Origin of the sequence: Acinetobacter sp. V115_6, assembly GCF_031799025.1 — a bacterium.
In the GTDB taxonomy this organism is placed as follows: Bacteria; Pseudomonadota; Gammaproteobacteria; order Pseudomonadales; family Moraxellaceae; genus Acinetobacter; species Acinetobacter pittii.
The window spans coordinates 287360-312818 of the sequence record NZ_JAVQNO010000016.1; the positions used below are offsets into that span (position 1 = coordinate 287360).

Consider the following 25459-nt stretch of genomic DNA (forward strand, 5'->3'; position numbering starts at 1 on the left):
AAAAAGGTTTATAAAGATGAAGATTAGCGAAAATTGGCTACGCACATGGGTTAACCCAGCAATTGATAGTGAAACATTGTCTGATCAGTTAACGATGCTTGGTCTTGAAGTTGATGAACTTGCACCTGTTGCCAAGCCATTTACTGGTGTTGTGGTCGGCGAAGTTTTAACAGTTGAGCAACACCCTGATGCAGATCGTTTGCGTGTAACGACAGTGAATATTGGTTCTGGCGAGCCTTTACAAATTGTTTGTGGGGCACCGAATGTTCGCGCTGGCATGAAAGCGCCAGTGGCAAGTATTGGTGCTGTATTACCGGGTGATTTCAAGATCAAAAAAGGTAAACTTCGTGGAGTTGAGTCACAAGGCATGCTTTGTGGTGCTTCTGAAATCGATCTTGAAGATAAAATCGATGGTTTGCTCGAACTACCAGATGATGCTCCAGTAGGAGTAAATATCCGCGAATACCTCAAACTTGACGATCATGTCATTGATATCAGTATTACGCCAAACCGTGGTGACTGTTTCAGTATCCGTGGTATTGCCCGTGAAATTGCAGTTATTAATAAGCTGCAAATGAATGAACCTGAAATCAAATCAGTTGATGCGACAATTGCTGATGAGAAGAAAGTAGTGATCAGCACTGAAGGTGCTCCACGCTACTTAGGACGTGTAATTAAAAACGTTAATGTAAAAGCTGCTACTCCTGAGTGGATGGAGCAGGCTTTAGCTCGTTCAGGAATTCGCACGCACAGTATTTTGGTTGATGTGACGAACTATGTCCTTATGGAACTGGGTCAGCCAATGCATGCTTTCGATTTAGCTAAAATCGAAGGGACTGTACATGTGCGTCAAGCTCAGCCACAAGAAAAACTACAACTTCTTAATGATCAAGAAGTTGAGTTGCAAGAAGATATAATGGTGATTGCTGATGATCAGAAAGCTTTGGCAATTGCCGGAATTATGGGGGGTTTAGCATCAAGCGTAACTGATGACACAACTGACATTTTCCTAGAAAGTGCATTCTTCGCGCCACTTGCTATTGCTGGACGTGCTCGTCGTTTTGGCTTGCATACTGATTCTTCACAGCGTTATGAACGTGGTGTAGATTTTGAGTTGCCGTTGATTGCCATGAACCGTGCTTCGCAGCTTATTCAAGAGTTGGCAGGTGGTGAATTTGGTCCAATTACTGTGGCTGAAAAAACTGAAATTTTACCAAAGCGTGAAGCAATTGAACTGAAACAAGCTCAGGTAGACCAATTGTTGGGATATCAATTGACGGCTGATTTCATTGCAGATGCTTTAACTCGACTAGGGTGTGAAGTAACTGTTAAAGCTGAAGGTGAGTGGAATGTAGTACCTCCATCACATCGCTATGACATGGCTATTTATCAAGACTTAATTGAAGAAGTGGCACGTATTGATGGTTATGACAATATCCAAATTAGCTTACCAAGCATGGATGTTCAATTAGCTAAATATCAAGACCGATTTGAAATTGCAGAGTTACGCCAAACCATCGTGACTTTAGGCTATCAAGAAGCAATTAGTTTTAGCTTTGCTGATGCAAAACTTGAAAAACAATTGAACCCGCAAGTAAACCCGTTAATGCTAGCAAATCCAATTTCAAGTGATTTGGCTGCGATGCGTAGTACTTTACTTTCAAGTTTAATCCCGTGCGTACAATATAATCTCAACCGTCAACAAAGTCGTGTTCGTTACTTTGAATTAGGACTTCGTTTTGATTATCAAGATGCTAAGAGTATTGACGATCTAAAACAGATTCCAACTTTAGCTCTAGTGGCCGTTGGCTCGCAACAACCAGAATCTTGGCATGTGAAGCCTCAACCAATGGATTTCTTCGACTTCAAAGGAGAGATTGAAGAGATTTTAGCTGCTGGTCGTGTCAAAGTTGAATATTTACGTTCAGAGCGTGCATGGTTGCATCCAGGGCAGTCTGCTGAAATTTTAGTTGATGGGCAATCAATTGGTTACTTAGGCCGTCTGCATCCATCTTTAGAAAATGAGCTAGATTTAAGCACAACTTGGGTTGCTGAACTTAATCAAACAGCCGTTTTGCAATCTTATGTATCTAATTTTACAGAATTATCACGTTTTCCTTCGATTAGACGTGATATTGCGCTTTTAATCTCTGATAATATAAATGTTAGAGATATTCAGCAGTTAATCGAAAAAACTGGTGGAGAGCTTTTAGACTCTACATGGTTATTCGATGTGTATACGGGGCAGGGTGTCGAAGAAGGTAAGCGCTCATTGGCGTTTGCATTATTATGGCAACATCCTTCACGTACGCTTGAAGATGCTGAAATTAAATCTGGTATGGACAATATAATCCAAGTGTTGGAAAACACTTATCAAGCGACATTGAGGGCCTCATGACAGCATTAACTAAAGCAGACATGGCTGATCATTTAAGTGAGTTAACCAGCTTAAATCGCCGTGAAGCAAAACAAATGGTCGAGTTGTTCTTCGACGAGATTAGCCAAGCGCTTATTGCAGGGGAGCAGGTTAAGCTTTCTGGTTTTGGTAATTTCGAATTAAGAGATAAACGCGAACGCCCAGGACGTAACCCTAAGACAGGTGAAGAAATTCCAATTTCAGCACGTAGGGTAGTGACCTTCAGAGCGGGTCAGAAGTTTAGACAACGCGTTGGAAATGAGCAGATCGATTGATCTGCTTTTTTTACCTATACTTTTAAATGGCTTTATATAATTTTAATTGGCAGCAATATTGATTTTTTAAATATTGATAAATAAAAAAATTATATTGAGAACTCAAAACTTAAACATAAAAAAAGAGGACAAATGTCCTCTTTTTATCTAATCTAAAATATAGATTATTGTGCAGCAGAAGCAGCAGCAACGTCAGAAGCAGCAGCAGCAACGTCAGAAGCAGCAGCAGCAGTTTCAGCAGCAGCAGCGTCAACAGCTACAGCTGCTTCAGAAGCAGCAGCAGTAGCTTCAGAAGCAGCAGCTACAGCTTCAGAAGCAGCAGCAGGAGCTTCTTCTTTCTTAGAACAACCAACGAAAGCTAAAGTAGCAGCAACAGCAGCAGCAACAGCGAATTTTTTGAATAACATGGCATCACTCTCACAAAAAAGATTTGAGATTAAAAAAACCTAAGTTGGACTGTTTTGCTTTTATTATTCCTAAAACGTAGCTAGGTAACAACGCATGGAGCAGTCTAACTGGTCTGCCGCTATGCTATCATTGCAAATGCTGAAATACTACTGTCGTCTATCAAAAAAACGTATGAAAAAGAGAAAAACAGACTGTTTTTTAACAGAAAAAAACAATTAATCAGCTCGTATATATTGGAAAAGGTAGAGATAAGCTACTAAAAAAACTAAGCTTTTTTATGCAAAAATATTTATTATCAAAAGCTTATAAATAATTTTACATAAAAATAAGCAAAATGTATTTTTGTGTAAAGCTTGTCAACCAAATAAAAAGCCACTCAAAAGAGTGGCTTTTTTGAAGGCTTAATCACTTAAGTTGAAGCTTTACGTTTCATTTGATCAAAGAAATCATCATTTGTTTTGGTTTCTTTCATACGGTCAAGTAAGAATTCCATTGCTGCCAACTCATCCATAGGGTGAAGTAGCTTACGGAGGATCCATACTTTACGTAATTTATCTTCATCCATTAAACGCTCTTCACGACGTGTGCCAGATTTTTTGATATTCATAGCAGGGAAGACACGTTTTTCAGCAATACGGCGATCAAGCGTAATCTCTTGGTTACCTGTACCTTTGAATTCTTCATAAATTACATCATCCATTTTACTGCCTGTTTCAATCAAAGCAGTAGAGATGATCGTAAGTGAACCACCTTCTTCGATATTACGCGCAGCACCGAAGAAACGTTTAGGGCGCTCTAATGCATGAGCGTCTACACCACCAGTTAACACTTTGCCTGATGACGGGATGACTGTGTTGTAAGCACGTGCAAGGCGGGTAATAGAGTCAAGAAGAATCACAACATCTTTTTTATGTTCAACAAGACGTTTAGCTTTTTCAATTACCATTTCTGCAACTTGTACATGGCGGGCCGGTGCTTCATCAAATGTTGAGGCAATAACTTCACCGCGAACAGTACGCTCCATTTCAGTTACTTCTTCTGGACGTTCGTCAATTAATAGAACAATCAAGAATACTTCTGGATTGTTTCTAACAATCGATTGAGCAATATTTTGAAGTAACATTGTTTTACCCGCTTTCGGCGGTGCAACAATAATAGAACGTTGGCCTTTACCAATTGGCGCAACTAAATCAACGACACGAGCAGTTAAGTCTTCTGTCGTACCATTACCTAATTCCATAACCAATTGTTCGGTCGGGAAAAGGGGGGTTAAGTTTTCAAATAAAATTTTATTTCGAGAATTTTCTGGCGTGTCATAGTTAATCTGGTTAACTTTGAGCAACGCAAAATAACGCTCACCTTCTTTTGGAGGGCGAATAGTACCTGTGATGGTATCACCTGTACGCAAGTTAAAGCGTCGGATCTGTGAAGGACTCACATAAATATCATCCGGACCTGCTAAATACGAACCTGCGGCAGAACGCAAAAAACCAAAACCATCAGAGAGAATTTCGAGAACGCCGTCACCAAAAATTTCTTCGCCATTCATCGCATGGCGTTTCAAAATGGCAAAAATAATATCTTGCTTTCTGTTACGAGCCATACCTTCCAGGCCCATAAATTCAGCAATTTTAATTAGTTCGCCGATTGGTTTTTTCTTGAGTTCAGTTAAATTCATAAGGGTCAGAATTAGGAAAGAGTAGAGTGTGGTTTAAAAAGGAGAAAAATCGCTCGCATACAAAAAAGATTATCGCAATTGTATTTACACAATAACAATTCAGAAGTCTGATTAATTGTTTCGAAGAGAAATGTGAAAAAACAATTTCTGTTGCCGAGTGGCGATCTTTATGTTTGTGTCTTGTAAGAAGCCGGACGAAGATGATTCCCTTCAGTGCCTCTTGAGCATGCAATATAAGCCAGCCTAGCAAATTTGTCAATTTATAGGCGAAAAAAATACGCTATAAAAAAGTATAGCGTATTTTCTTTTTTAGCATTTTGACTTAAACGTTTTCATCAATAAAGCTAACAAGTTTAGAGCGAGGTACAGCACCAATTTGTTGAGCTACAACTTCACCATTTTTGAAAAGTAGTAAAGCAGGAATGTTACGGATGTTGTATTTCACTGCTGTATCTTCGCAAGAAGTCACATCAACTTTAACAATTTTTACTTTACCAGCATATTCACTTGATAGGTCTTCAAGAACAGGTGCGATCGCTTTACAAGGTGCACACCATCCTGCCCAGAAGTCAACAAGTACAGGGGTTTCAGCATCTAAAACATCTGCTTGGAAGTTATCATCAGTTGTATTTACAATAGTCGCAGACATGGTACGGCTCCAATTTTTAGAAAAAAGTGCTATTACAGGAGAAATTATCTCTATCAGTATTACATAGCTACTTAGTTCAATGTAAGGGTTTGATGCTATTATTCAAGGCTTAACTAAATTTGTCTAATGGATGCTCACGATATTCATCATCGACTTGTACAATCAACTAATAAATAGAAAAATTTAAATCACAGCTAATTGTTGATGAAAATGGCTTTTCAATTGCATTCTTGTGAATTACTCTAGGCGTGAATTGTTATGGGTTTAGTTCAATAATGTCTGACTTTCTGATTGATGAAGAATTACTTGCCGCCATAGATATGGGGTCGAACAGTTTTCACCTTGCAATTGCACGGGTAGATCATGGCGAAGTTAAAAAAGTTGCTTCGATGTCAGAAAAAGTACAGCTCGCAGCTGGTTTAGATGAGAATAAAAACCTAACAGAAGCCGCTCAGCAACGAGGCTTAGCCTGCTTGGCTCGTTTTGTTGGAAGATTAAGTTCTGTTCAACCAAATCGTTTAAGAATTGTGGCGACCAATGCCTTGCGTCAGGCAAAAAATGGTCATGAATTTATTCAAAAAGCAGCAGAAATTTTGCCTAAACCTATTGAAATTATTGCTGGGCGAGAAGAAGCGCGTCTGATTTATCTTGGTGTATCGCATACCATGGCAAATGGTGGTCGACGTTTAGTTGTAGATATTGGTGGTGGTTCTACTGAGTTCATTATTGGTGAAGAGTTTGAGCCTATTTATACAGAGTCATTGCAAATGGGATGTGTGGCTTATACAAAAGCCTACTTTGCCGATGGCGAAATCACACAAAAAGCCTTTGATAAAGCAGTAGTTGCTGCCCGTAAAGAACTTTCAGCTATTGCAACAACGTATAAAATGGAAGGTTGGGATACTGTCGTTGGTTCTAGTGGAACGATTAAAGCTTGCCGCCAAATTATGGTGAATATGGGCTTGAGTGATGAACAAGAAAACGTCACTCGAGAAGGGTTATATAAACTCAAAGATAAATTACTTAAGTTTAAAAATATTTCTGAAATTGATTTTGAAGGGTTAAGAGAAGACCGACGAGCAGTTTTGCCAGCCGGATTGGCAATTTTGTACGCAGTTTTCGAAGTTTTAGAAATTGATCGTTTGGCATATTCTGATGGTGCATTACGTGAAGGAGTCATGTATGACCTATTAGGTCGTTTTAAACATGAAGATATCCGTGATCGTAGTGTACAGGCCTTAATGGGGCGTTATAACGCAGATCCAAAACAAGCAGAACGGGTTGTAAATACAGCACAGCAATTATTTGATGGTGTTGCGGAATCTCTTAATTTAACGAGTGAAGACAGTGACTTACTACGTCGAGCTGCCTATTTGCATGAAATTGGTTTAGCAATTAGCCATGGTGGTTATCACCGTCATGGTGCTTATTTATTGCAGCATTCTGATATTCCAGGCTTCTCACAAATTGATCAAAATCACCTTTCACATTTAGTCGCTCACCACCGTCGTAAATTGCGAAATGATATAAAAAATGAAATTTTGAAGGCTGGTGGTAATAAATTACTTTATCTATGTTTATTACTTCGCCTAGCAGTTTTACTCAACCATAGTCGAAGTGATCAGATGCTTCCTGCCATTGAACTGACCATCATAAATGATCAACAATGGCAACTTAGTGTTTCTGGTGATGCCAAACAATGGCCATTGTTAGTTGCCGACTTGCATGATGAGCAAGAGCAGTTTAAGCATTGGGACATTGAATTGAATATTCAGTCGGAAAAATTTATCGATTAAAGGGATAATATTCGACCTATGAAAAAAGCTACTCAGTCCAAAGCGTGGACAACGGTTCAAATTGCACGTCATCCTGATCGTCCGCAGTTTCTAGATTATGTCGGTGAAATCTTTACAGAGTTTGATGCCTTGCATGGTGATCGTTTGTTTGGTGACGATGGTGCGATGGTAGGTGGTCTTGCTCGTTTTGATGGTCAACCTGTGATGGTTATTGGCCAACACCGTGGTCGTAGTACCCGTGAAAAATTAAAGCACAACTTCGGTATGGCTAACCCAGAAGGTTACCGTAAATCTCAACGCCTATTAGATATGGCTGAGCGCTTTAACCTTCCGGTCTTCACATTTATTGATACTATGGGTGCTTATCCAGGTGTTGGTGCTGAAGAGCGTGGACAAGCTGAAGCAATTGCAACTAGCCTGGCTCAACTTTCAAGTTTGAAAGTTCCTGTTGTTGCAACAGTACTGGGTGAGGGCGGTTCTGGTGGTGCTCTAGGTATTGGTGTTGCTGACCGAGTAATTATGTTGTCGCATAGTATTTATTCAGTGATTTCACCAGAAGGCTGTGCATCTATTTTGTGGAAAACTGCTGAAAAAGCGGCTCAAGCAAGTGAAGCTTTAGGTTTGACAGCAGATAAATTACAATCTCTAGGTATTGTTGAATATGTAGTAGATGAAGGCGAAGGTGCTCATTTAGACCCTGAGCAAGTCATGCAAAACCTAAAAGTAGTTTTGAAGCAAGCTTTGGATGAGTTGCTACCAATGGATGCAAATGAACGATGCGAAGCACGTTATCAACGTTTAATGAAGTTTGGCAGCGAAAATTTAGGCATCGCGTCTTAAAACAGGCTCAAGAGTTTTCAGAAAATAGTACTTTTCTTATTGGATGTAGTGGCGGCATGGATTCAATGCTGCTACTACATTTGATGTCTCAAATTTTCCCTCATAAGATCCGAATAATTTATATAGATCATCAACTGCAATCAAAAAGTGCAGAGTGGGGCGAACTCGTTGCTAAACAAGCGACTCGTTTAAATATTCCTTATACTATTCAAAAAGTTCAAGTTACTGACGGTAATTTGGAAGCTCAAGCACGTCAGGCGCGTTATCACGCTTATCTACAACATTTGCAAGCCAATGAAATTTTAGTGCTCGCTCATCATCAGCAAGATCAGGCTGAAACGGTAATATTGCGTTTATTGTCGGGTACAGGTGTTGATGGGCTTGCTGCTATGCAGTCTATTGATCATCGTGTAGATATGACAATTTGGCGCCCTTTTTTGGATTTAACCCGTGAGCAGATTGCCGAGTGGACTACTCAACTTGAAATTGAGTATATAGATGATCCTACAAATTACGATATCCATTATGATCGGGCGTGGTCGCGTGAAGAACTTTGGCCCTTCTTACAAAACCGTTTTCCAAAAATGCAGCAAGCACTTAGTCGTACCAGCTATCTGATGCAAGATGCTTCTGAAATTTTAGAAGAAGTTTTAAAAATTGATTTGCAAAATTGTGGTACGGACGAATATTTGGATTTAACTCAGCTATTAAAACTATCTTCTGCCCGTCAGCGTCAATTGCTTTCGGTTTGGATGAAAGGTGAAGGGCAATATCGACCTGCATTTGAAATGGTTGAGCGGTTAAAAAATGAAGTAATTGATTCAAAGTCTGATGCACAGGCGGCATTACACTGGAACCAGTTTTACTATGTCCGTTACCAACATCATCTTTATAGGTTGAGTCGACAAGTTTTTCTTGCTGAAAAATTAAACCCAGTTGAAACCGAGACAGAGCATCATTTTCAACTAGGGAAAATAGTGGATTGCGCTTCAGGAAATTTTCAAATTACTCAAAAAAATATGGGTTTGTCTGCATCTTTATTAAATAAAAAATTAAAAATTATTCGACGCCAAGGTGGTGAAAAGATCCATTTATATGGTCGTGTTGGGCAATGGCCATTAAAAAAAGCAATTCAAGAAGCGCATATTTTGCCTTGGCTTCGTCATACAATTCAAATATTAGTCATAGATAATGTTATGCTTGGGGTTTTTACACCGAAAGGATTTTGGTTGGCTCAGTCTCCGTATTGTGAGCAAGGAGGATGGCAACCAGATTTAATTTCTTATTCTTGTAATCTGGTAAATGGCGAAGATGGTTATGACAAGTGCAGTAAATAGTAATATCTGTTTTATTGGTGGTGGTAATATGGCCCAAGCTTTGATTGGTGGGCTCATTTCAAGAGGTTTACCGCCAACACGTATTACCGTTTCAGATCCTGTTGAGCAAATACGTCAATTATTGCAAGAAAAAGAAGTCCATGTGACACAAGATAATGTAGCTGCAATTAAAAATGCTGATGTCGTTGTACTGGCAGTAAAACCACAAGTTTTGGCGACTGTTTTACGTCCTTTAAAAGGACTGTTATCAGATAAATTGGTTATTTCAATTATTGCTGGTGCTGAAATTCAAACGATATCAAACTTAATTGATAGCAATCGAATTGTTCGAGTTATGCCAAATACGCCAGCTCTAGTTCAGACGGGTGCGCATGGTATCTATGCAAATGATGTAGTAGATACTTCGGATCGTGAATTAACAAGTCAGATTTTAGCAGCCACAGGCTTAACAATTTGGGTAAACTCCGAAGCTCAAATTGATGCGGTAACAGCGGTTTCTGGCTCAGGTCCTGCATATTTCTTCTATCTCATGGAAAGTATGATCCGTGCGGGTAAAAATTTAGGACTTGATGAAAAAGTTGCAACTGCGTTGACTCTTCAAACGGCATTAGGTGCAGCTCAAATGGCAATTACGAGTTCAAACACTCCTTCTGAACTTCGTAAGAATGTGACATCGCCAAATGGCACAACTCAAGCTGCACTTGAAGTTTTTGACCGTGCACAAATCTCCCAAAATATTCAATCTGCATTGGCTGCTGCACAGAAGCGTAGTCAAGAATTGGCTCAAGAATTGAGTGACAGTGCGAAATAGCTTAAATAGGATAAGACAACTATGGGTGCAAATTCTGCGCTAATTTTTGGAATTTTAATTAATGTCGCGATTTTATTGGTCTTTTTCCGTTTTTTAATGCAATTGGCGGCAGTAAGTCCTTATAATCCTGTGGTTTTATCGACCGTAAAGGCGACTAAAATTGTTGATATTTTTGGCCGAATTTTTCCGACGGTCGCAAAAGGCCGATTTAATTTGGCTGCGTTGGTTCTTTTAATTATTTTATATTTGCTGAAAATTTTTGGTGTGATGTATCTTTCTGGTTCTATGCCAAATAGTCCGGTTCACTTAGTGATTCTGACATTTGTGACGATGATTCAGGACTTGATTCGTTTCTGCCGTTATTTAATTTTCGCGACAATTATTTTGAGTTGGGTGGTTATGTTCACTCAATCGCGTTCACCTTATATTGAAGTGATTCAAGATTTAGCTGAACCATTACTTGCGCCATTCCGTCGTTTGTTGCCTAATATGGGAATGATTGACTTATCTCCAATTTTGGCCTTTTTAGCGCTTTATATTGCCGAGATCTTAATGAATGAAGTTGCAAAAGTTCTTTTAACAGGACTTTAAGTTAACGCAATAAAAAAAGGGCTGTTAATACAGCCCTTTTTTATTTCTACTAATTAATGGGCATCATCCCAGTTTTGCCCTTGCCCAACTTCAACAACTAAAGGCACAGAAATTTTTACTACAGATTCCATGACAGTCGCGATTTGCTTAGAGAGCTCTTCGGCAATATTTTGATCTGCTTCAAATACTAATTCATCGTGTACTTGAAGAAGTAACTTGGCTTGATCTTTTGGTAAGATTTTATCGACTTCAATCATGGCAAGTTTAATAATATCAGCTGCACTACCTTGTAACGGCGCATTAATTGCAGCACGTTCGGCAGCCTTACGCACCATTACATTTCGTGCATCAATATCTGGTGTATAAAGACGACGGCCTAAAATAGTTTCAACAAAGCCTTGTTCCGATGCTACTTGGCGGGTACGTTGCATGTATTCGTAAATGCCAGGATAGCGCTGGAAGTATTGTTTGATATAGTTCTGTGACTCTTGGCGCGTGAAACCTAACTGACGAATCAAACCAAACTCAGACATACCATACAGTAGACCAAAGTTTACTGCCTTCGCTTGACGGCGTTGGTCATTGGTCACATCTTCGATAGCAATACCCAATACTTCTGCAGCAGTACGGCGGTGAACATCTTGTCCGTGCTGGAACGCATGTACTAAAGCATCATCTTGAGAAAAATGAGCCATCAAACGTAATTCAATTTGCGAGTAATCGGCAGCCAATAGTACTCGGCCTTCTGGTGCAATAAATGCTTTACGAATTTGGCGGCCAATTTGTCTACGAATTGGAATATTTTGTAAGTTAGGATCAGAAGAGGAGAGACGGCCTGTCGCTGTCAGTGCTTGGTGATAGCTCGTATGTACGCGATGCGTGTCGTTATGAGATTGCTCAACTAAACGGTCAGTATAGGTACTTTTTAGCTTTGCTAAACCGCGATGCTCTAGAATAATTTCCGCTAAAGGATGTTCAATTTTTTCTAAAACACTTTCACTGGTGCTGTATTGTCCAGTTGCAGTTTTTTTACCGCCTTTGATTCCTAATTTATCAAATAGGATTTCACCTACTTGTTTAGGAGATGCAATATTAAAAGTTTCATCTGCAATTTCCATCGCCTGATTTTCAAGCCCTTCCATCGTTTTTGCAAATTCAACGCTTAATTTATCTAAGAAGGCATGATCTAAACGAATTCCATCTTCTTCCATACCCGATAAAATACGGGCAACTGGCATTTCGATGTTATATAAAATATTTTCTAGCTCAGGAAATGGCTTAAGTTTGTTTGAAAGCACTTCATACAAACGATAAGTCACATGAGCATCTTCTGCAGCATAGTGAGCAGCAACTTCAATCTCAATTTGATTGAAAGTCTTTTGTTTGGCGCCCTTACCAGCAATTTGTTCAAAGGTGGTGGTTAAGTGGCTTAAGTAGACACGAGCTACGTCATCCATGCCGTGACGAGTCGCTGCTGCATTCAATACATAAGATGCAAGCATGCTATCGAAATACCAGCCTTTAAGTTCTATGCCATGATTGGCAAAGATATGGGCATCATATTTAAGGTGATGCCCAATTTTTTTAACTGCTTCATTTTCTAGCACAGGTTTAATCTGAGCCAGAATTTGATCACGATCTAGTTGCTGCGGCGCATTTTCATAATTATGCGCTAATGGAACATAGTAGGCATCTTTCGCATCAAATGCGATTGAAAAACCAACCATCTCGGCAATACGGTAGTCCAGACTTGTGGTTTCTGTATCAATAGCAAAATGATCGGCATTTTGCATGCGTTGCAAGAGCTGATCCCATGCTTCTTGGGTTAAAACAGTGTGATAATTTGCAGTTCCAAGCTGGTCATCTTGACTAGTTAAGCTTGCTTGATCTTCGGTTTCTATAGATTCAGCAGGTTTAACTTCATTTTGAACAACAGTTTGTGAAGCTTGTTGTTTATAGCTTGAGCTATTTGGATTGTTTGGATGATCAAGTGACTGTAATTGGTTTCTAAACTCAAGCTCAGTATAAAGATTACGTAGAGCCTCTACATTTGGATCAGTAAGCTTTAACTCATGCCAATCGAGTTCTAAAGGAAGATCACAGACGATACTAGCTAACTGGTGGTCAAGCTTAATATTGTCTAAGTTATCTTTAATATTTTGGCTAAGTTTGCCTTTAAGTTGGTCTGCATTGGCAATAATATTGTCTAAAGTGCCATATTCAGTTAGTAACTTAGCTGCTGTTTTTGCACCTACGCCCGGCACACCCATGATGCCATCAGACGCATCGCCCATAAGGGTTAAGTAATCGATAATTTGATTTGGCCAAACACCGAATTTTTCAAATACCCCGTCGGTATCCATGACACGATCTTTAAAGCTATCTTCAAGTTTTACATGATCATTGACGAGCTGAGCCATGTCTTTATCTCCAGTTGAGATAAGTACATGGTGGCCTTCGAGTACGGCACGTTTAGCGAGTGTACCGATAATGTCATCTGCCTCTGCACCCGGAAGACTATATAAAGGAATCCCCTGAGCTTTAATCAATGCATGCAAATATGGAATCTGTTGAGATAACTCTTCTGGCATGGTTGGGCGATCACCTTTATAAATAGGTGAAAGCTTGTGGCGGAAAGTTGGCTCAGGCGTATCAAAAATGACAGCCATATGTGTCGGCTGCATACGGCGCATTAATTTTTGAATGGCAGAAATTGCCCCACGTATTGCATTGGTATGTAACCCTGTAGAGGTCGTCAATGGTGGTAATGCATGATATGCACGAAATAAAAAATAGGACCCATCAACCAAGACAAATGGTGGCATTGAACAATTCCTTAATTTGAATTAGGGGTATTTTACGTGAAAACGGATATGAATGCAGGTTTATGATTTTTGCAGTATTTTGTATGTATAAATATACGCTTGTATTGGCTTGAAGTAAGATGACCTGTAATGAAGGTGTCATATTGCTAAGCCCATGTATAAAAAAGACAAACAGGGAATGATCATTGTTTTGATCGCTTTGACTTTGTTTTTAGCCATTTCAATTGGTTTTAAATTTCAGAGTGCTGTTATTGCTTTATCTATTGCACTTACTGTCATTCTAGTTCAATTACTGTCAAATCTGCATGAGCGTTTAACTCATTTAGAACAGCAGTTTTCTCAGCAGAAAACGCCACTTTATTCTATTCACATGCAAAGAACAGTGATTTATGCAGCCGCCTTGGTTGCATTAGTTGCTTATATCAATCATTGGATGTGGATTGCTGGTGGGGCTTTACTGGTTTTATTGCTATGTTTGATTCAAACCATCAGTGCATTTCATACTCGACTATTATACCTCGAGTCAGCAAAACAAACTGTTCATGTAAATGAGACCATACAAACAGAAGTTATAAATCCTGTAATAGAACAAGTTAGTTCCAATAATACAGACACGCTAGTCCCAGTGGGAACGGCACCTTTAAATCAAACAGAACAACCAGCACATGTTCAGACCGCATGGTGGCAACCAGCCGTAGATTGGATGATTCATGGTAATCCAATCTTAAGAGTTGCTGTTGCTGTGCTTATGGTTGGGGTAGTGTTGCTATTACGTTTTGCAAGCGAGCATTGGCAACTTAGTTTAGGTGTGAAACTTGGATTTATTGCGATTGCTGGAGGTGTGTTAACGGCATTGGGGTATACATTGCAAAAGAAAAATCAGCTTTTTGCTGTGGCACTGCAAGGTGTCGGGCTGGCTGTTGTATTCCTGACACTTGTGTTCTCACATCATTTTGGTGTAATTGCCAACCTAACTACAGCGAGTATTCTGTTTACGATTTTATTAGCTATTACGGTATTCCTGAGCTTAAAACAACAAGCTATTTATTTGGCAATATTAGCACTTGGTATGGCTTATGCGGCTCCTTTAGTTATTCCGCAATATCGCCCTGATGTAACCTTCCTATTTAGCTACTACTTAGTAATTAACTTAGCAGTTGCTGCGGTTAATTTTATTCAGCCTTGGAAAATCTTAAATCAAATTGCTTTCTTTGCCACAATGTTTATTGGTAGTAGTGCAATCGCATTTTATGCAGAACCCGCAAAATTTAATACACTAGACAGAATTTTGTGGTGCCATATAGCGCTATTTATTTGGCTTAGTGTTCGTTATAGCCAAAATATATCTCGGACATCAGCAAGTGAAAAACAAGAAGGCATTCGTTTACCTCCGCTCTTGGATGTTGGTCTTATTTTTAGTGTGCCAGTACTGGGCTTTACCCTTCATGCCTACTTAGTACATGAGTCTACACAAGCATTGACGATTGGTGCAGCCGTCTTGGCAGGTACCTATGCAGTATTAACTTTCTGGATTAAAAAAACTCATCCACAGCTTTCGGTCCTTGCAAAAAGCTTTTTCATTCTCGCGGTTGCGTTTTTTGCCTTAATTTTCCCGCTTGCAAAAGGAGCACATTGGACAGCAATTGGTTGGGTAGCTCAAGGTACAGCTTTAATTGTGTGGGGAGTAACTGAGCGCTACCGTTTAAGCCGATATATTGGTGTAGTTTTAGTTTTACTTAGCTCTATTGCACTGTTTTATCAAGTGTGGGCAAATGAAGAGTTCCCAACGCTAAGCACAAGCATCTATGCAATTGCCCAATTTATTTCTGCCTTTTATTTATTGCAATACAACAGTAAAGAGCAACGCTATTTTAGCGCAAGCATGTTTAGTGGCATTTTCTTGTGTTTAGGGATGTATGCAGGTGCTGTAGCTGGTGTAGAAATAATGACATGGCATCATCATTCTTTGAGTCCATATTTGATGTTCGCCGTAGTTCTAATCGCAATATTTAGCGCAGTCGTTCACTATAAACTTCGTGTGCAATGGCAAAGTTTGCAGTTAATTTTAATTAGCCTGTTACTGTTGTTAGTTTTGGGTGAAGCGTTTGCGAGTCAAGTATTCATTCTGTTTAAATGGACCGATCTATTACAGCAGAGTTCTTTCCTGGTCGCTACCATTATTCTAAGTGCCTTATTTCTTATGGCTCAACCGCAGTCAGATGAGTCTGGGTACTTAAATGTCTGGGCTGGTTTAAGCTGGTTGGTGTTAGCGGTAGTGGGTTTGGCGATCTTCCCAAAAATACCAGTTGTTGCTTTGGCTTTTATCCCTGTGGTTTATTCGCTTTGGGCGTATAAGGCTCATAAAACTGCATTGTTACATCAAATTCCGATTTGGTGTTTAAGCTTAATTTGGTTGCTAGTTGTGAGCGTTGATCGCCACTCTGCTGAGTACCTTTATTTTGTTCCTTTATTTAACTTAACTGATTTTCTTTCTATTGTAGTATTTGCAGGTCTGCTCTTTATTATTTATCAACATGCTTTTGAGCAAGATAAATCACTAGAGTGGACTTTTAAAATTACAACAATTTTAGCTGGGTTATTGGTATTCAGTAGTGTGGTCGTTAGGGGCTTACATCATTACTGGGGGACACCACTATGGAGCTTAGCAATTTGGACGAATGGTGAAGTGCAGTTAAGTTTGACATTGCTTTGGGTCATTTTGGCATTTGTACTAACTACATTCTCAAGCCGTAAAATGATTCGTCAACTCTGGTTTGTAGGCGCTGCACTTTTAGGTATTGTGGTATTAAAGTTGATTTTGCTTGATCTATCACAAAGTGCGACATTAACTCGAGTCATTTCGTTTATTGGAGCAGGTGGAGTAATGTTAATTATTGCTTATCTTGCGCCATTACCCCCGTCGTCTACCGCGCAGAAGAATCAAGAGCCTAAGCTTTAGGCTCTCGTTTTAATTCTTTTTGATTGCTATATTGATCGATATCGTCTTCAGCAAAACCGGTAGACGGTCGATCAATCAAGCCCATTTTAGGAACAGGAATTTCAATTCGGTTATCTAAGAATCCATTTCGGATTCGTTCTTGCATTTCATCTCGAACTTTTAAAGAGTTCTCTTGTCGACACCACATTGTGAATAAAAGCTCAATTGATGATTCTCTGAACGCGGTAACTGTAACTGCAGGTTTGGGATCATCCAGTACAAGTGGATAATGAGCTGCTACATTCAGTAGAACCTCACGGACTTTAATAATATCTTCGTGAAAGTTGATTGCGAGCGTAATTGGGATACGTCGTATCGGATATTTAGACAAGTTGTGTACAGGCGCACGAATAAGCTGTTCATTCGGCAAACGAATATAGACATTGTCGAGTGTAAGTAATTTTACCGAAAGCAAATCAATTGAAATGACTTCGCCTTCAATTGTATTACCACGAATGAGAGTAATCTGGATCGTATCACCGACTTCAAATGAACCTTCACCAATCAAAAATAAACCACTAATCAAGTTACTGGCAGATGTTTGCGATGCAAAACCGAGTGCTACAGTTAAAATCCCTGCTGCACCAAGGAATACACTAAGTTTGAACCCAGCTTCTTTCAAACTTGTCATGATGAAGAGTAAGAAAATGAAATAAAAAATACCACGGCGCCATACAAGGCGTTGGTGAGCATTAAAACGTGAGCCAATGGTTCTAATAAACGTATTCGAAATAATACGAGCAAGAACAAAGCCAATGAAACACAGTACAACAGCGACTAAAATTTCACTAATACGTTCGGTATTGATATTGGTAAATATACTTTTGAGGCTATCAGCGATATCTTTTGGAATATTTGAATCGGCCATATAAACCTCTTAAAAGAATGAATCAAACATATTGAATAATGCTCCACCAGGTGAGCGTGGTGGGTGAACATAGGTCACTTCACCAGCAAGAGGTGGCGTACGGTTTTCAATACGAATACGTGCCGGACGATCAGAACCCTCATAATAAACTTTAATTTGAGAAGTCCACAAACGACCTGTACTTTCACTATAAAAAAGAGGAAGGGCGGTAACTGGCACATTCATACGATCAAAGCGTAATTGATGATTACTTGTGTTGTGAAAGTCGATTGGAGTAACAGCACGGAAAGCGCGTGGTGTTAATAGGTTCAAATCAGTACGGCCATCCACGGAAGTGGCATAACAGATTTCTCCTTGCTGCGCATTAGGACCAAACCACGTATCTTTAGGCTGAATCACAGGAATCTCAAACAAAGGTTCATGCTGACTTTCAACTAAGCCTGCAATCCATAATGGTGTGCTGATATATAGAGTCCCACGTTGACCTGCTGGAATGTAAATAGGATCAACAGGTTTAATGACCACAGAACGATCTGCCAGACGTGGCATCAGTAAAAATTCTGGATTAGTCTTTCGAAACATGTAACGTTCTACTTGAACCGTATGCGGAAAGGCAAAATGTGGATCGGCAATTGGGTGCCAATCTTGTTCATTATCATCTTGGAGAGATGGACGATAATATTCGATGCGCCATTCTTTTATGCCACGTGTTAAACGAAAGAGCATTGAACCGAATTGCCATGCTTTGGACTGGTTAATTTCAAAGTGCTGTTCACCCCACCATTTTAAAGAATTCTGGGGGCGAGGCTGATATTCATTATTTTCAAACAAGACGCAAAATTCCTCTACCGAGTTGTTAAACAGACTTCATGCTGTAATCTGTTTAGAGTACACTCAAAATCATCTTACTCATCATTATAAATTGTGATGCAAATATTGAAACAAATACAAGTTCCATATAGTTTTGCCAAGCGTCATGGTGTTTTATTTCGTTATGACGGTGATCAGGTATTTATTATTAGACGTCAAAACACTGAAAAAATTGCATTACAGGAAGCAAGACGCATCTTGGGTAAGCCAGCTCATTATCAATTATGTACTGAACAAGAATTTAATACGCTCTTAAGTACGAGTTACGCAGGTGATACAGGGGAATCACAACAAGTTGCAGCTGGTTTAGAAGATCATCCGGATTTATTGAGCTTGGCCGATCAGGTTCCTGAAACAGAAGATTTGATGGATCAAGAAGATGACGCACCTATTGTTCGTCTGATCAATGCACTTCTCTCTGAAGCAATTCGAGTAGGGGCTTCTGATATTCATATTGAAGCTTTTGAAAAGAAACTATCTGTACGATTACGTGTAGATGGTCAACTACGTGAGATTGTACAACCACGCCGTGAGCTGGCGCCTCTACTGGTTTCGCGTATTAAAGTTATGGCGAAGCTCGATATTGCCGAGAAACGTGTACCACAAGATGGACGTATTTCTTTACGTCTGGCTGGCCGTGAAGTGGATGTGCGTGTTTCAACTTTGCCATCGTCACATGGTGAAAGGGTTGTTATGCGTTTGCTTGATAAACAAGCGGGCCGACTCAACATGACTCATTTAGGTTTAATGGCCAATGACTATGAGCGTTTAACTCAGTTAGTACATCGTCCCCACGGTATTATTTTGGTCACAGGCCCTACAGGTTCGGGGAAAACGACCACCTTATATGCCGCCTTATCCGATCTAAATGACAATACTCGTAATATCTTAACTGCTGAAGATCCAATCGAATATCAACTCGAAGGTATTGGTCAAACACAAGTGAATACCAAAGTGGATATGACATTTGCTCGGGCTTTAAAAGCAATGTTACGTCAAGATCCTGATGTGGTGATGGTGGGGGAGATTCGTGATTTAGAAACTGCTGAAATTGCGGTTCAAGCATCTTTAACAGGACATTTGGTTTTATCGACACTACATACCAATACAGCTATTGGTGCAGTTACTCGTCTTAAAGATATGGGAATCGAGCCTTTCTTATTATCAAGCTCTTTAATTGGGGTGATTGCTCAACGTTTGGTTCGTACTTTATGTCCACATTGTATGACATGGCGTGAAGCCGATACTTTTGAGAAACAGGTTTTTCAGCATATTCATAATGAATCGTTGTTGCAGTTACCTGAAGCCAAAGGGTGCGATCATTGCTCACATTTAGGTTTTAATGGACGTACAGCGATTTATGAAATCGTACCAGTTGATGAACCCATGCGCCGTCTGATTCATGGTAATGCAGCTGAATATGAATTAGAAAATCATGCTCGTGAGTATTCAGGTTCTATTCGTGATGATGGTTTGCGCAAAGTACTGGCGGGTAAAACTACACTCGAAGAAGTGCTTCGTGTAACTAATGAGGCAAGTGAAGCATAATATTTAAGATGTAAAAAATGCCCGATTTAATTCGGGCATTTTTTTACATATCAAAACTTATTCAGTCACAATATTAAACGTCACATCAATATTATTGCGAGTTGCATTTGAATATGGGCAAACAATATGAGCTGCTGCAACTAACTTTTCAGCTTCTTCACGATCCATACCCACTAAGTAAACATTTAAAGTCGCTTCGATGCTAAAACCTGTAGGAATTGGACCAATACCTACTTCACCTTCTACATAAGCGTCTTTACTAATATTAAATTTATCGCGGTTTGCAACAAATTTTAAAGCACCTAAAAAGCATGCTGAATAACCAGCTGCGAATAGTTGCTCTGGATTTGTTACAGCACCACCTGCGCCACCCATTTCTTTAGGCACACCAAGCTGTACATCTAATACGCCGTCTGATGAAGTCGCACGGCCATCACGACCACCGGTTGCTTTAGCTTTTGCACGATAAACAACTTTTTCTAATGACATCGTTTTATTCCTAAATTAAATTGAATACAAATATATCGTACACGACTTAATTATTTTGACAAGTATATTTTTTGAAAAAATTGCTGTTTATTTGACTAAGTTTGTACGAAGTTTAGTAAGTTGGTCTTTAAGGCCTAATAGCGTTGTCATATCACATGAGCTTGCTTCTAATACGCCTGCTGGAATATGGATTGCTTGATCTTTTAATTTTTTTCCTTCATCACTTAGCGTAATAATCACTTGTCTCTCATCTTGAGTTGAACGGGTACGATGAAGTAAATGCGAGGCTTCTAACTTTTTCAAGATAGGAGTGAGGGTAGATGATTCTAAAAAAAGTTTAGCTCCAATTTCTGAAACAGTCACTTCATCCTGCTCCCATAACACTAACATCACTAAATATTGGGGATAGGTAATGCCCAAAGGTGCTAGAAGTTTTCTGTAGAGTTGATTAAGCGCTAAATTCGTTGAATAAATGAGGAAACATAGTTGATTCTCAAGCTTTAAGTTTTGACAGTCTTGGTCCATATCTTCCTCAAAGAAACTAGTATTACTTTGTAGTATATCGCGTTCTATTCAGTTTCTTAAATGTTCATAAGAATAGGTTATGAATAAAATAAATTAAGGGATATAAAAAATGGAATAATTACATCAATTATTCCATAAGATAAAATATTCTAGATGAAAGTGTTTACCATAAATCTGCAATCTTTTTCATTAAACGCGCACGATACTTCGCAGTAGGATTATTTGCATTGCGTTGCTGCTCTTGTTCATAAAAATCTTGCCATGCAGTAATCATTTCAAGCGTAGTTCCTTGTTTTTTAATTACAGAAACATCTGCTGGCTGAATATTTTCTAAACGTTGTCTTGCACCTTCTGCGCCTGTACCCCAGCCAATAATTCTTTGGCCAAAAGCGGGCAAGGGGATATTTTTAGGGGTTGCTGGAAGAATATCTGAGTTGAGCTGTGCAGCAGGCGAAACAAAATGGTTTGTTGTACCAAACTCTGCATAACAATGAATATTTGCCCCCAAGCAAAAAATGCTAAATAAGTATTTCCACATGAATAATTAAACTTTTAATAATGAATCAATTTACGGTGAGTCATCAGAGGCATTGAAGAGCGGACGAGTTCTTGTGCTGTTAAATCAAAGGGTACAGTGATTAAACCACTCCCTTCATATCCAATCATACTTAAAATTTGGCCACGACTATCTGTTGCCCCAGAGTGTCCCCAGGTTTGTCGTTTTTCACCATGCCAGCCCTGTTGTGCTGCGCCTAAAACATAACATTGGCTATCCATTGCCCGAGCTTGTAGCAAAAGCTGCCAGTGCATTTGTCCAGTTGTATAAGTAAATGCAGCAGGAGCAGTAAGAATATGAGCGCCTTGTTGTCTCAGAGTGAGAGCAAGCTCTGGAAAACGTAAGTCATAACATACCATTAAGCCAATATTGCCAAAAGGGGTAGATGTGACTACTACGTCTGTTCCAGGTTCAAAGAAACGAGACTCTTGATAACCACCGACAGCATCACCCACTTGTACATCAAATAAATGGATCTTGTCATAACGTGCTTCTGTACGCTCAGGGCTAATACAAAGACTAACCGTCCGGACTCGACCATCTTGAATGGTAGATCCATCTGGACGAAATGGACATGGTAAGGTACCGGCCACAATCCAGATTTGATATTGATGTGCTAGTTTCTCAAGCCGTTGTTGAATAGACTCAAATTGCTCAGCTGTTTCGCGTTGTTTTCCAGCTGCAAAACATACAAAGTTTTCGGGGAAAACAATCAGGCTAGCATTTTGCGCCTTACTTTGTTGAATCAACGACTCAATGACTTGAAAATTATTTTCAATATCATCTTGAGAGTTCATTTGAGCAACAGAAATAAGGGTCATATTCTAATAATCCGGCTTAATGATTAAAGTCAGGCATTTTGCTTATCTGATACCTGTTCAAGCGTATCTTGTTCTTTCTGTAACTGCTTCACAAGTGGCTCAAACATATTCTGATTGTTTGCATTGAGTTTCATCAATGTCTTATGTGCATCCAGAACTGTTCTTAGCATTGCATTATGAGTGATCTGTTCATCAGTTAACGTTAGTGTGCAAACGTTAGGATCGCCACAGTAATTCAAAATGACAAAAACCTGCCCTAGCCCCATACTGTTGGCTAAGGTTGTGATATCTGGATTGGTAGATAGCATCACAGCTTGAATATGATGAGTTTGTTTAAGCTTTAAACCTAGCTTAGCTAGGATGCCTAACACCGTACTATCAATAAATGTTGTTTGGGTTAAATCAACGATTGCACCAACAACATTCTCTTGCTGTTCAATTCTGTTTAAAAGTTTGTCTAGACTTATACAAGAATGGGCTCGCACTTCACCAATAAGTTTGAAAATATGCGTTCCATTTAAACTTGCATATTCAACATGACCTGTTGACATATAAATGCCATTTTCAGAGAAGGATAGAAAAATTATCACATAGTGCCATCGCAGACTCAAGAGTCCTTAAGTCGTATATTGTGTAATTAATTGATTCGTAAATTAATTCATTCGACAAAGACTGAAAATGGCAATGTCATCAGCCACATGATCGGGTGCTTGGAATGATTGATTTTGCAAATGATGAACCAATTGTTGGAACTGATCATTTAAGCCGCCATCAAAAGGTTCAAGGGCCCCATCTGAGCAAACAATGAAGCGTGCTTGGTGATTTAATGTACAAACATGCTCTTCAACTTCGAGTTCATCAGTCAAGCCTAATGGGAAGCTACTTGTTGTTAGAATTTTTGGAGCTTGATTAGGTTCAAAAATGATAGGAGGAGGGTAGTGCCCAGCACTTGACCAGCGAAGTGTATGTGTTTCAAGGTTTAAAATACCCACCACAATCGTAATATGCTTTTCAATATTCTCTTGAACCAACATTCCATTTAATTTTTTTATTAATTGTCTTGGGGTTTTAGAGCGGCCATGGAAAGCTGCCATCCAAGAGGTTAATAAGCTGCTAGTTACGCCATGTCCTGAAACATCGGCAAGATAGAATAAAACTTCCTTATCATTTAATTTCCAGTAGTCATACCAATCACCAGAAAGATAAGCTGAAGGCTGAAAGAAAGTTTCGACTTGATAATTTAATAAATCAATTGGATTAGGTAATAGTCTTTTTTGTAGTTCAGCAGCCGAAGGTAAATCGCGGCTATCTTGGTTACGTTTATATTGAGCATCGATTCTTGATAATGCTTTATTTAAATCGTTAGGTAGTTGATTCCATACCCAACCTGCAAGAGCACCCGCTTCCCAAGCTTGAGCTAAAGCGCTACCTTCATGTTCAAAAGCAATAACAATCGTTGGTAAATTCCATTTATATGTCAGGAAATCTTGTACATCTGCTATTGCAATGATGGTTGGATCATATAAATCTAAATCATCTATGTTAATGACTTGTAAGCCTGGCAATTTATCCAAAGCTTGCTCTAAATAAGGGATAGAGCGTGTCGGTTTAATAAAATACATAGAAGAGATGGTAGTCCTTTTATATGATCACTTTGTTCATCATAGAGTATGTATGATCAAAATCAAGGTATTGCCGAACTCTTAATCCGAGCAATACCTCGATTTTATCTTTTAAGGGTTTTGATTCTCATCCGGTGTATCTTCTGAATCATCATCAATGAAAGATACATCAGCTGAGTCACCCTTTTTCTCTGCAATTTGGAATGCTTTACGTTGGAGATATAAATCTCGAATCATGGCGTATTGATCACCTTGTAAGGTCTGATCTAGGTCCAGATATTGAGCGCGTGTATCAACCGCTTGTAACATATTACTTGACCAATAAAGACCCTCTTGATCATCCATAACATATTTCTGTGGACGTGTTTGGGCGTCTACTGCTAAACCAAAACCATCACGCAAGGTACTTGGGCCGAAAAAAGGCAACATCAGGAATGGGCCAGAAGGAACACCATAGTAACCGAGCGTTACACCAAAACTCTCTTCTTCAGTCGGTAAGCCTAAACGGCTCGCAGGGTCAGCTAATCCAAGAGTCGTTAACGTATTAATTGTAAAGCGACCTAGAGTTTTTGCTGCACGACTAGGGCGACCTTGAATAAGCTGGTTAACAGCATTCCAAGGTTCTCCAAGATTTTTGCGGAACTGACGATAAGAACCACGGACATCTTCTGGAGTCTTTTCTCTATATTGCACAGCTACTGGGCGTAAAAAATTTCGATCCAACATGTCGTTAAATGAGTAAATTGGACGATTTAATGATTGTAATGGGTCTTTTACAGGATCTGGTTGTGCTGCATTCGCATTAATTTTTAAATCTTTAACTTTAATATTTTTTAAATCTTTAATAATTTGTGAGCGCGTATGAGTCGGTACTGTTTCTTCTAGTGAGCTAGCATCAGAAGATTCACTTATAGTATTTTCTTGAGCATATAGAGAGGTACAAACACCTACAGATAATACGCTTAATAAAATTAAATTAGAATAATTCATATAATTCCTTAACCGCCAGCCAGGCTAATACTTAAATGTGCAGTTGGGTGGAGATATGTTTTAATACAAAATTGATAACCTATTATCAATGTAAAATTGATCAAATAATATAGATAAAATGCTAAAAAGCTTAAAAAGTATCCAGTTGATAATATTGATTTAAAAAAAGGGTTGCAAAGGGAATGTAATGGTCTATAATGCACATCCATCGGCGGTGATGCAGATAGAAACTTGTTGAAAAACAGTTACTTGTGATTAAGTTGATTGCTTTAAGTGATGAATTTGATGGTAAGTTGGTTTGAGAGATGAGTTTTAAAAATATCGAAATTACCTGTTGACTTTTAAGAGATTAAGAGTAATATAGCCGACCTAGCTTGCTGGTGACGAACCAGGAAGAAGATCATTAAGAGAATTGAAGAACAACTTGTGTGGATTTTTACTGATTGATTAATCGAAATAATTTTCATTGATTGATTGGTTTAAATTACTCGAAGTTTATTTGAGCGAAATTTAAGTCAGTAATTGATGAGCCAGAATTGGTACCTT

General features: G+C 39.1%; 23 protein-coding genes. 10 read left to right on the forward strand and 13 right to left on the reverse strand.

Annotated features, from left to right (window positions below; translation table 11 throughout):
- Positions 1-16 precede the first annotated feature (16 nt).
- Together pheT and RMA94_RS04590 are read left to right on the forward strand one after the other, a co-directional pair.
- A complete protein-coding gene (gene pheT, locus RMA94_RS04585; RefSeq protein ID WP_311081995.1) occupies positions 17-2398 on the forward strand; it encodes a phenylalanine--tRNA ligase subunit beta in 2382 nt (793 codons plus the stop codon).
- Positions 2395-2691 carry an integration host factor subunit alpha gene (locus RMA94_RS04590; protein ID WP_000126166.1) on the forward strand — a complete coding sequence of 99 codons (297 nt, stop codon included), beginning with the start codon at positions 2395-2397 and terminating at the stop codon, positions 2689-2691. The genes pheT and RMA94_RS04590 overlap by 4 nt, the downstream gene beginning before the upstream one ends.
- Positions 2692-2855: 164 nt before the next feature.
- On the opposite strand, the gene RMA94_RS04595 is transcribed toward RMA94_RS04590, so the two are convergent.
- Positions 2856-3098 carry a hypothetical protein gene (locus RMA94_RS04595; protein ID WP_069035832.1) on the reverse strand — a complete coding sequence of 81 codons (243 nt, stop codon included), beginning with the start codon at positions 3096-3098 and terminating at the stop codon, positions 2856-2858.
- A 94-nt stretch (positions 3099-3192) separates the two neighbouring features.
- Between RMA94_RS04595 and RMA94_RS04600 the strand changes: the two genes are divergently transcribed.
- Positions 3193-3318: a hypothetical protein gene (locus tag RMA94_RS04600; protein ID WP_002117184.1), complete on the forward strand. Its 126-nt coding sequence runs from the start codon at positions 3193-3195 to the stop codon at positions 3316-3318.
- Between the two features lie 190 nt (positions 3319-3508).
- Here the strand turns inward: RMA94_RS04600 and rho are convergent, their stop codons facing one another.
- Both rho and trxA read right to left on the reverse strand, forming a co-directional pair.
- The gene (gene rho, locus RMA94_RS04605; RefSeq protein WP_002117304.1) at positions 3509-4777 is read right to left on the reverse strand and encodes a transcription termination factor Rho; all 1269 of its coding nucleotides are present in this window, start codon (positions 4775-4777) and stop codon (positions 3509-3511) included.
- Positions 4778-5099: 322 nt separating this feature from the next.
- Positions 5100-5426 carry a thioredoxin gene (gene trxA / locus RMA94_RS04610; RefSeq protein ID WP_002054512.1) on the reverse strand — a complete coding sequence of 109 codons (327 nt, stop codon included), beginning with the start codon at positions 5424-5426 and terminating at the stop codon, positions 5100-5102.
- Between the two features lie 275 nt (positions 5427-5701).
- Here trxA and ppx point away from each other — a divergent pair, with 275 nt between their 5' ends.
- The 5 genes from ppx to RMA94_RS04635 are packed head-to-tail and all read left to right on the forward strand — an operon-like array spanning position 5702 to position 10801.
- On the forward strand, positions 5702-7222 hold the full coding sequence (gene ppx / locus RMA94_RS04615) for an exopolyphosphatase (RefSeq protein ID WP_019767962.1): 1521 nt from the start codon (positions 5702-5704) through the stop codon (positions 7220-7222).
- An 18-nt stretch (positions 7223-7240) separates the two neighbouring features.
- Positions 7241-8062: an acetyl-CoA carboxylase carboxyltransferase subunit alpha gene (locus RMA94_RS04620; protein WP_005066304.1), complete on the forward strand. Its 822-nt coding sequence runs from the start codon at positions 7241-7243 to the stop codon at positions 8060-8062.
- Positions 7999-9399: a tRNA lysidine(34) synthetase TilS gene (tilS, locus tag RMA94_RS04625; RefSeq protein ID WP_311081996.1), complete on the forward strand. Its 1401-nt coding sequence runs from the start codon at positions 7999-8001 to the stop codon at positions 9397-9399. Before RMA94_RS04620 ends, tilS begins: the two co-directional genes overlap by 64 nt.
- Positions 9374-10210: a pyrroline-5-carboxylate reductase gene (gene proC / locus RMA94_RS04630; RefSeq protein WP_130173175.1), complete on the forward strand. Its 837-nt coding sequence runs from the start codon at positions 9374-9376 to the stop codon at positions 10208-10210. The genes tilS and proC overlap by 26 nt, the downstream gene beginning before the upstream one ends.
- A gap of 21 nt (positions 10211-10231) precedes the next feature.
- Complete coding sequence (locus tag RMA94_RS04635; protein WP_000501183.1) at positions 10232-10801, forward strand: YggT family protein; 570 nt, start codon at positions 10232-10234, stop codon at positions 10799-10801.
- Between the two features lie 53 nt (positions 10802-10854).
- On the opposite strand, the gene polA is transcribed toward RMA94_RS04635, so the two are convergent.
- A complete protein-coding gene (gene polA, locus RMA94_RS04640; RefSeq protein ID WP_086264986.1) occupies positions 10855-13626 on the reverse strand; it encodes a DNA polymerase I in 2772 nt (923 codons plus the stop codon).
- A 154-nt stretch (positions 13627-13780) separates the two neighbouring features.
- Here polA and RMA94_RS04645 point away from each other — a divergent pair, with 154 nt between their 5' ends.
- The gene (locus RMA94_RS04645; RefSeq protein WP_311081999.1) at positions 13781-16585 is read left to right on the forward strand and encodes a DUF2339 domain-containing protein; all 2805 of its coding nucleotides are present in this window, start codon (positions 13781-13783) and stop codon (positions 16583-16585) included.
- Here RMA94_RS04645 and RMA94_RS04650 read toward each other — a convergent pair.
- Together RMA94_RS04650 and RMA94_RS04655 are read right to left on the reverse strand one after the other, a co-directional pair.
- Positions 16575-17492: a mechanosensitive ion channel family protein gene (locus RMA94_RS04650; RefSeq protein WP_005066312.1), complete on the reverse strand. Its 918-nt coding sequence runs from the start codon at positions 17490-17492 to the stop codon at positions 16575-16577. The genes RMA94_RS04645 and RMA94_RS04650 overlap by 11 nt on opposite strands.
- Before the next feature lie 9 nt (positions 17493-17501).
- Positions 17502-18323, reverse strand: a complete 822-nt coding sequence (locus tag RMA94_RS04655) for a hypothetical protein (RefSeq protein WP_002117309.1) — start codon at positions 18321-18323, stop codon at positions 17502-17504.
- Between the two features lie 96 nt (positions 18324-18419).
- Between RMA94_RS04655 and gspE the strand changes: the two genes are divergently transcribed.
- Entirely contained in the window at positions 18420-19910 is a 1491-nt protein-coding gene (gspE, locus tag RMA94_RS04660; RefSeq protein ID WP_311082001.1) for a type II secretion system ATPase GspE, read from the forward strand.
- A 57-nt stretch (positions 19911-19967) separates the two neighbouring features.
- Here gspE and RMA94_RS04665 read toward each other — a convergent pair whose 3' ends face one another.
- The 7 genes from RMA94_RS04665 to RMA94_RS04695 form a co-directional block, all read right to left on the reverse strand.
- Entirely contained in the window at positions 19968-20399 is a 432-nt protein-coding gene (locus RMA94_RS04665; RefSeq protein WP_005066315.1) for an organic hydroperoxide resistance protein, read from the reverse strand.
- Between the two features lie 87 nt (positions 20400-20486).
- Positions 20487-20924 carry a MarR family winged helix-turn-helix transcriptional regulator gene (locus tag RMA94_RS04670; protein ID WP_016803111.1) on the reverse strand — a complete coding sequence of 146 codons (438 nt, stop codon included), beginning with the start codon at positions 20922-20924 and terminating at the stop codon, positions 20487-20489.
- Positions 20925-21087: 163 nt separating this feature from the next.
- Positions 21088-21462: a DUF4951 domain-containing protein gene (locus RMA94_RS04675; protein WP_005804300.1), complete on the reverse strand. Its 375-nt coding sequence runs from the start codon at positions 21460-21462 to the stop codon at positions 21088-21090.
- A gap of 14 nt (positions 21463-21476) precedes the next feature.
- Positions 21477-22301, reverse strand: coding sequence for a carbon-nitrogen hydrolase family protein (locus RMA94_RS04680; protein WP_005066320.1), 825 nt, complete (start codon positions 22299-22301; stop codon positions 21477-21479).
- 29 nt (positions 22302-22330) lie between these two features.
- A complete protein-coding gene (gene gigB / locus RMA94_RS04685; RefSeq protein WP_002117273.1) occupies positions 22331-22852 on the reverse strand; it encodes an anti-anti-sigma factor GigB in 522 nt (173 codons plus the stop codon).
- A 102-nt stretch (positions 22853-22954) separates the two neighbouring features.
- Positions 22955-23923 (reverse strand): RsbU family protein phosphatase GigA, encoded by a 969-nt coding sequence (gene gigA / locus RMA94_RS04690; protein ID WP_002117221.1) that lies wholly within the window; start codon positions 23921-23923, stop codon positions 22955-22957.
- Positions 23924-24034: 111 nt separating this feature from the next.
- Positions 24035-24913: a VacJ family lipoprotein gene (locus RMA94_RS04695; protein ID WP_311082003.1), complete on the reverse strand. Its 879-nt coding sequence runs from the start codon at positions 24911-24913 to the stop codon at positions 24035-24037.
- Positions 24914-25459: the final 546 nt, after the last annotated feature.

Bases quoted from the DNA above. Each gene is read 5' to 3' on its own strand.
- RMA94_RS04620 (WP_005066304.1), top strand. From the start codon at position 7,241: ATGAAAAAAGCTACTCAGTCCAAAGCGTGGACAACGGTTCAAATTGCA.
- RMA94_RS04670 (WP_016803111.1), bottom strand. From the start codon at position 20,924: ATGGACCAAGACTGTCAAAACTTAAAGCTTGAGAATCAACTATGTTTC.
- RMA94_RS04665 (WP_005066315.1), bottom strand. From the start codon at position 20,399: ATGTCATTAGAAAAAGTTGTTTATCGTGCAAAAGCTAAAGCAACCGGT.
- RMA94_RS04680 (WP_005066320.1), bottom strand. From the start codon at position 22,301: ATGACCCTTATTTCTGTTGCTCAAATGAACTCTCAAGATGATATTGAA.
- tilS (WP_311081996.1), top strand. From the start codon at position 7,999: ATGCGAAGCACGTTATCAACGTTTAATGAAGTTTGGCAGCGAAAATTT.
- polA (WP_086264986.1), bottom strand. From the start codon at position 13,626: ATGCCACCATTTGTCTTGGTTGATGGGTCCTATTTTTTATTTCGTGCA.
- gigB (WP_002117273.1), bottom strand. From the start codon at position 22,852: ATGTCAACAGGTCATGTTGAATATGCAAGTTTAAATGGAACGCATATT.
- RMA94_RS04650 (WP_005066312.1), bottom strand. From the start codon at position 17,492: ATGGCCGATTCAAATATTCCAAAAGATATCGCTGATAGCCTCAAAAGT.
- RMA94_RS04675 (WP_005804300.1), bottom strand. From the start codon at position 21,462: ATGTGGAAATACTTATTTAGCATTTTTTGCTTGGGGGCAAATATTCAT.
- RMA94_RS04595 (WP_069035832.1), bottom strand. From the start codon at position 3,098: ATGTTATTCAAAAAATTCGCTGTTGCTGCTGCTGTTGCTGCTACTTTA.
- proC (WP_130173175.1), top strand. From the start codon at position 9,374: ATGGTTATGACAAGTGCAGTAAATAGTAATATCTGTTTTATTGGTGGT.
- pheT (WP_311081995.1), top strand. From the start codon at position 17: ATGAAGATTAGCGAAAATTGGCTACGCACATGGGTTAACCCAGCAATT.
- RMA94_RS04645 (WP_311081999.1), top strand. From the start codon at position 13,781: ATGTATAAAAAAGACAAACAGGGAATGATCATTGTTTTGATCGCTTTG.
- gspE (WP_311082001.1), top strand. From the start codon at position 18,420: ATGCAAATATTGAAACAAATACAAGTTCCATATAGTTTTGCCAAGCGT.
- gigA (WP_002117221.1), bottom strand. From the start codon at position 23,923: ATGTATTTTATTAAACCGACACGCTCTATCCCTTATTTAGAGCAAGCT.
- RMA94_RS04635 (WP_000501183.1), top strand. From the start codon at position 10,232: ATGGGTGCAAATTCTGCGCTAATTTTTGGAATTTTAATTAATGTCGCG.
- RMA94_RS04600 (WP_002117184.1), top strand. From the start codon at position 3,193: ATGGAGCAGTCTAACTGGTCTGCCGCTATGCTATCATTGCAAATGCTG.
- rho (WP_002117304.1), bottom strand. From the start codon at position 4,777: ATGAATTTAACTGAACTCAAGAAAAAACCAATCGGCGAACTAATTAAA.
- trxA (WP_002054512.1), bottom strand. From the start codon at position 5,426: ATGTCTGCGACTATTGTAAATACAACTGATGATAACTTCCAAGCAGAT.
- RMA94_RS04695 (WP_311082003.1), bottom strand. From the start codon at position 24,913: ATGAATTATTCTAATTTAATTTTATTAAGCGTATTATCTGTAGGTGTT.
- ppx (WP_019767962.1), top strand. From the start codon at position 5,702: ATGTCTGACTTTCTGATTGATGAAGAATTACTTGCCGCCATAGATATG.
- RMA94_RS04590 (WP_000126166.1), top strand. From the start codon at position 2,395: ATGACAGCATTAACTAAAGCAGACATGGCTGATCATTTAAGTGAGTTA.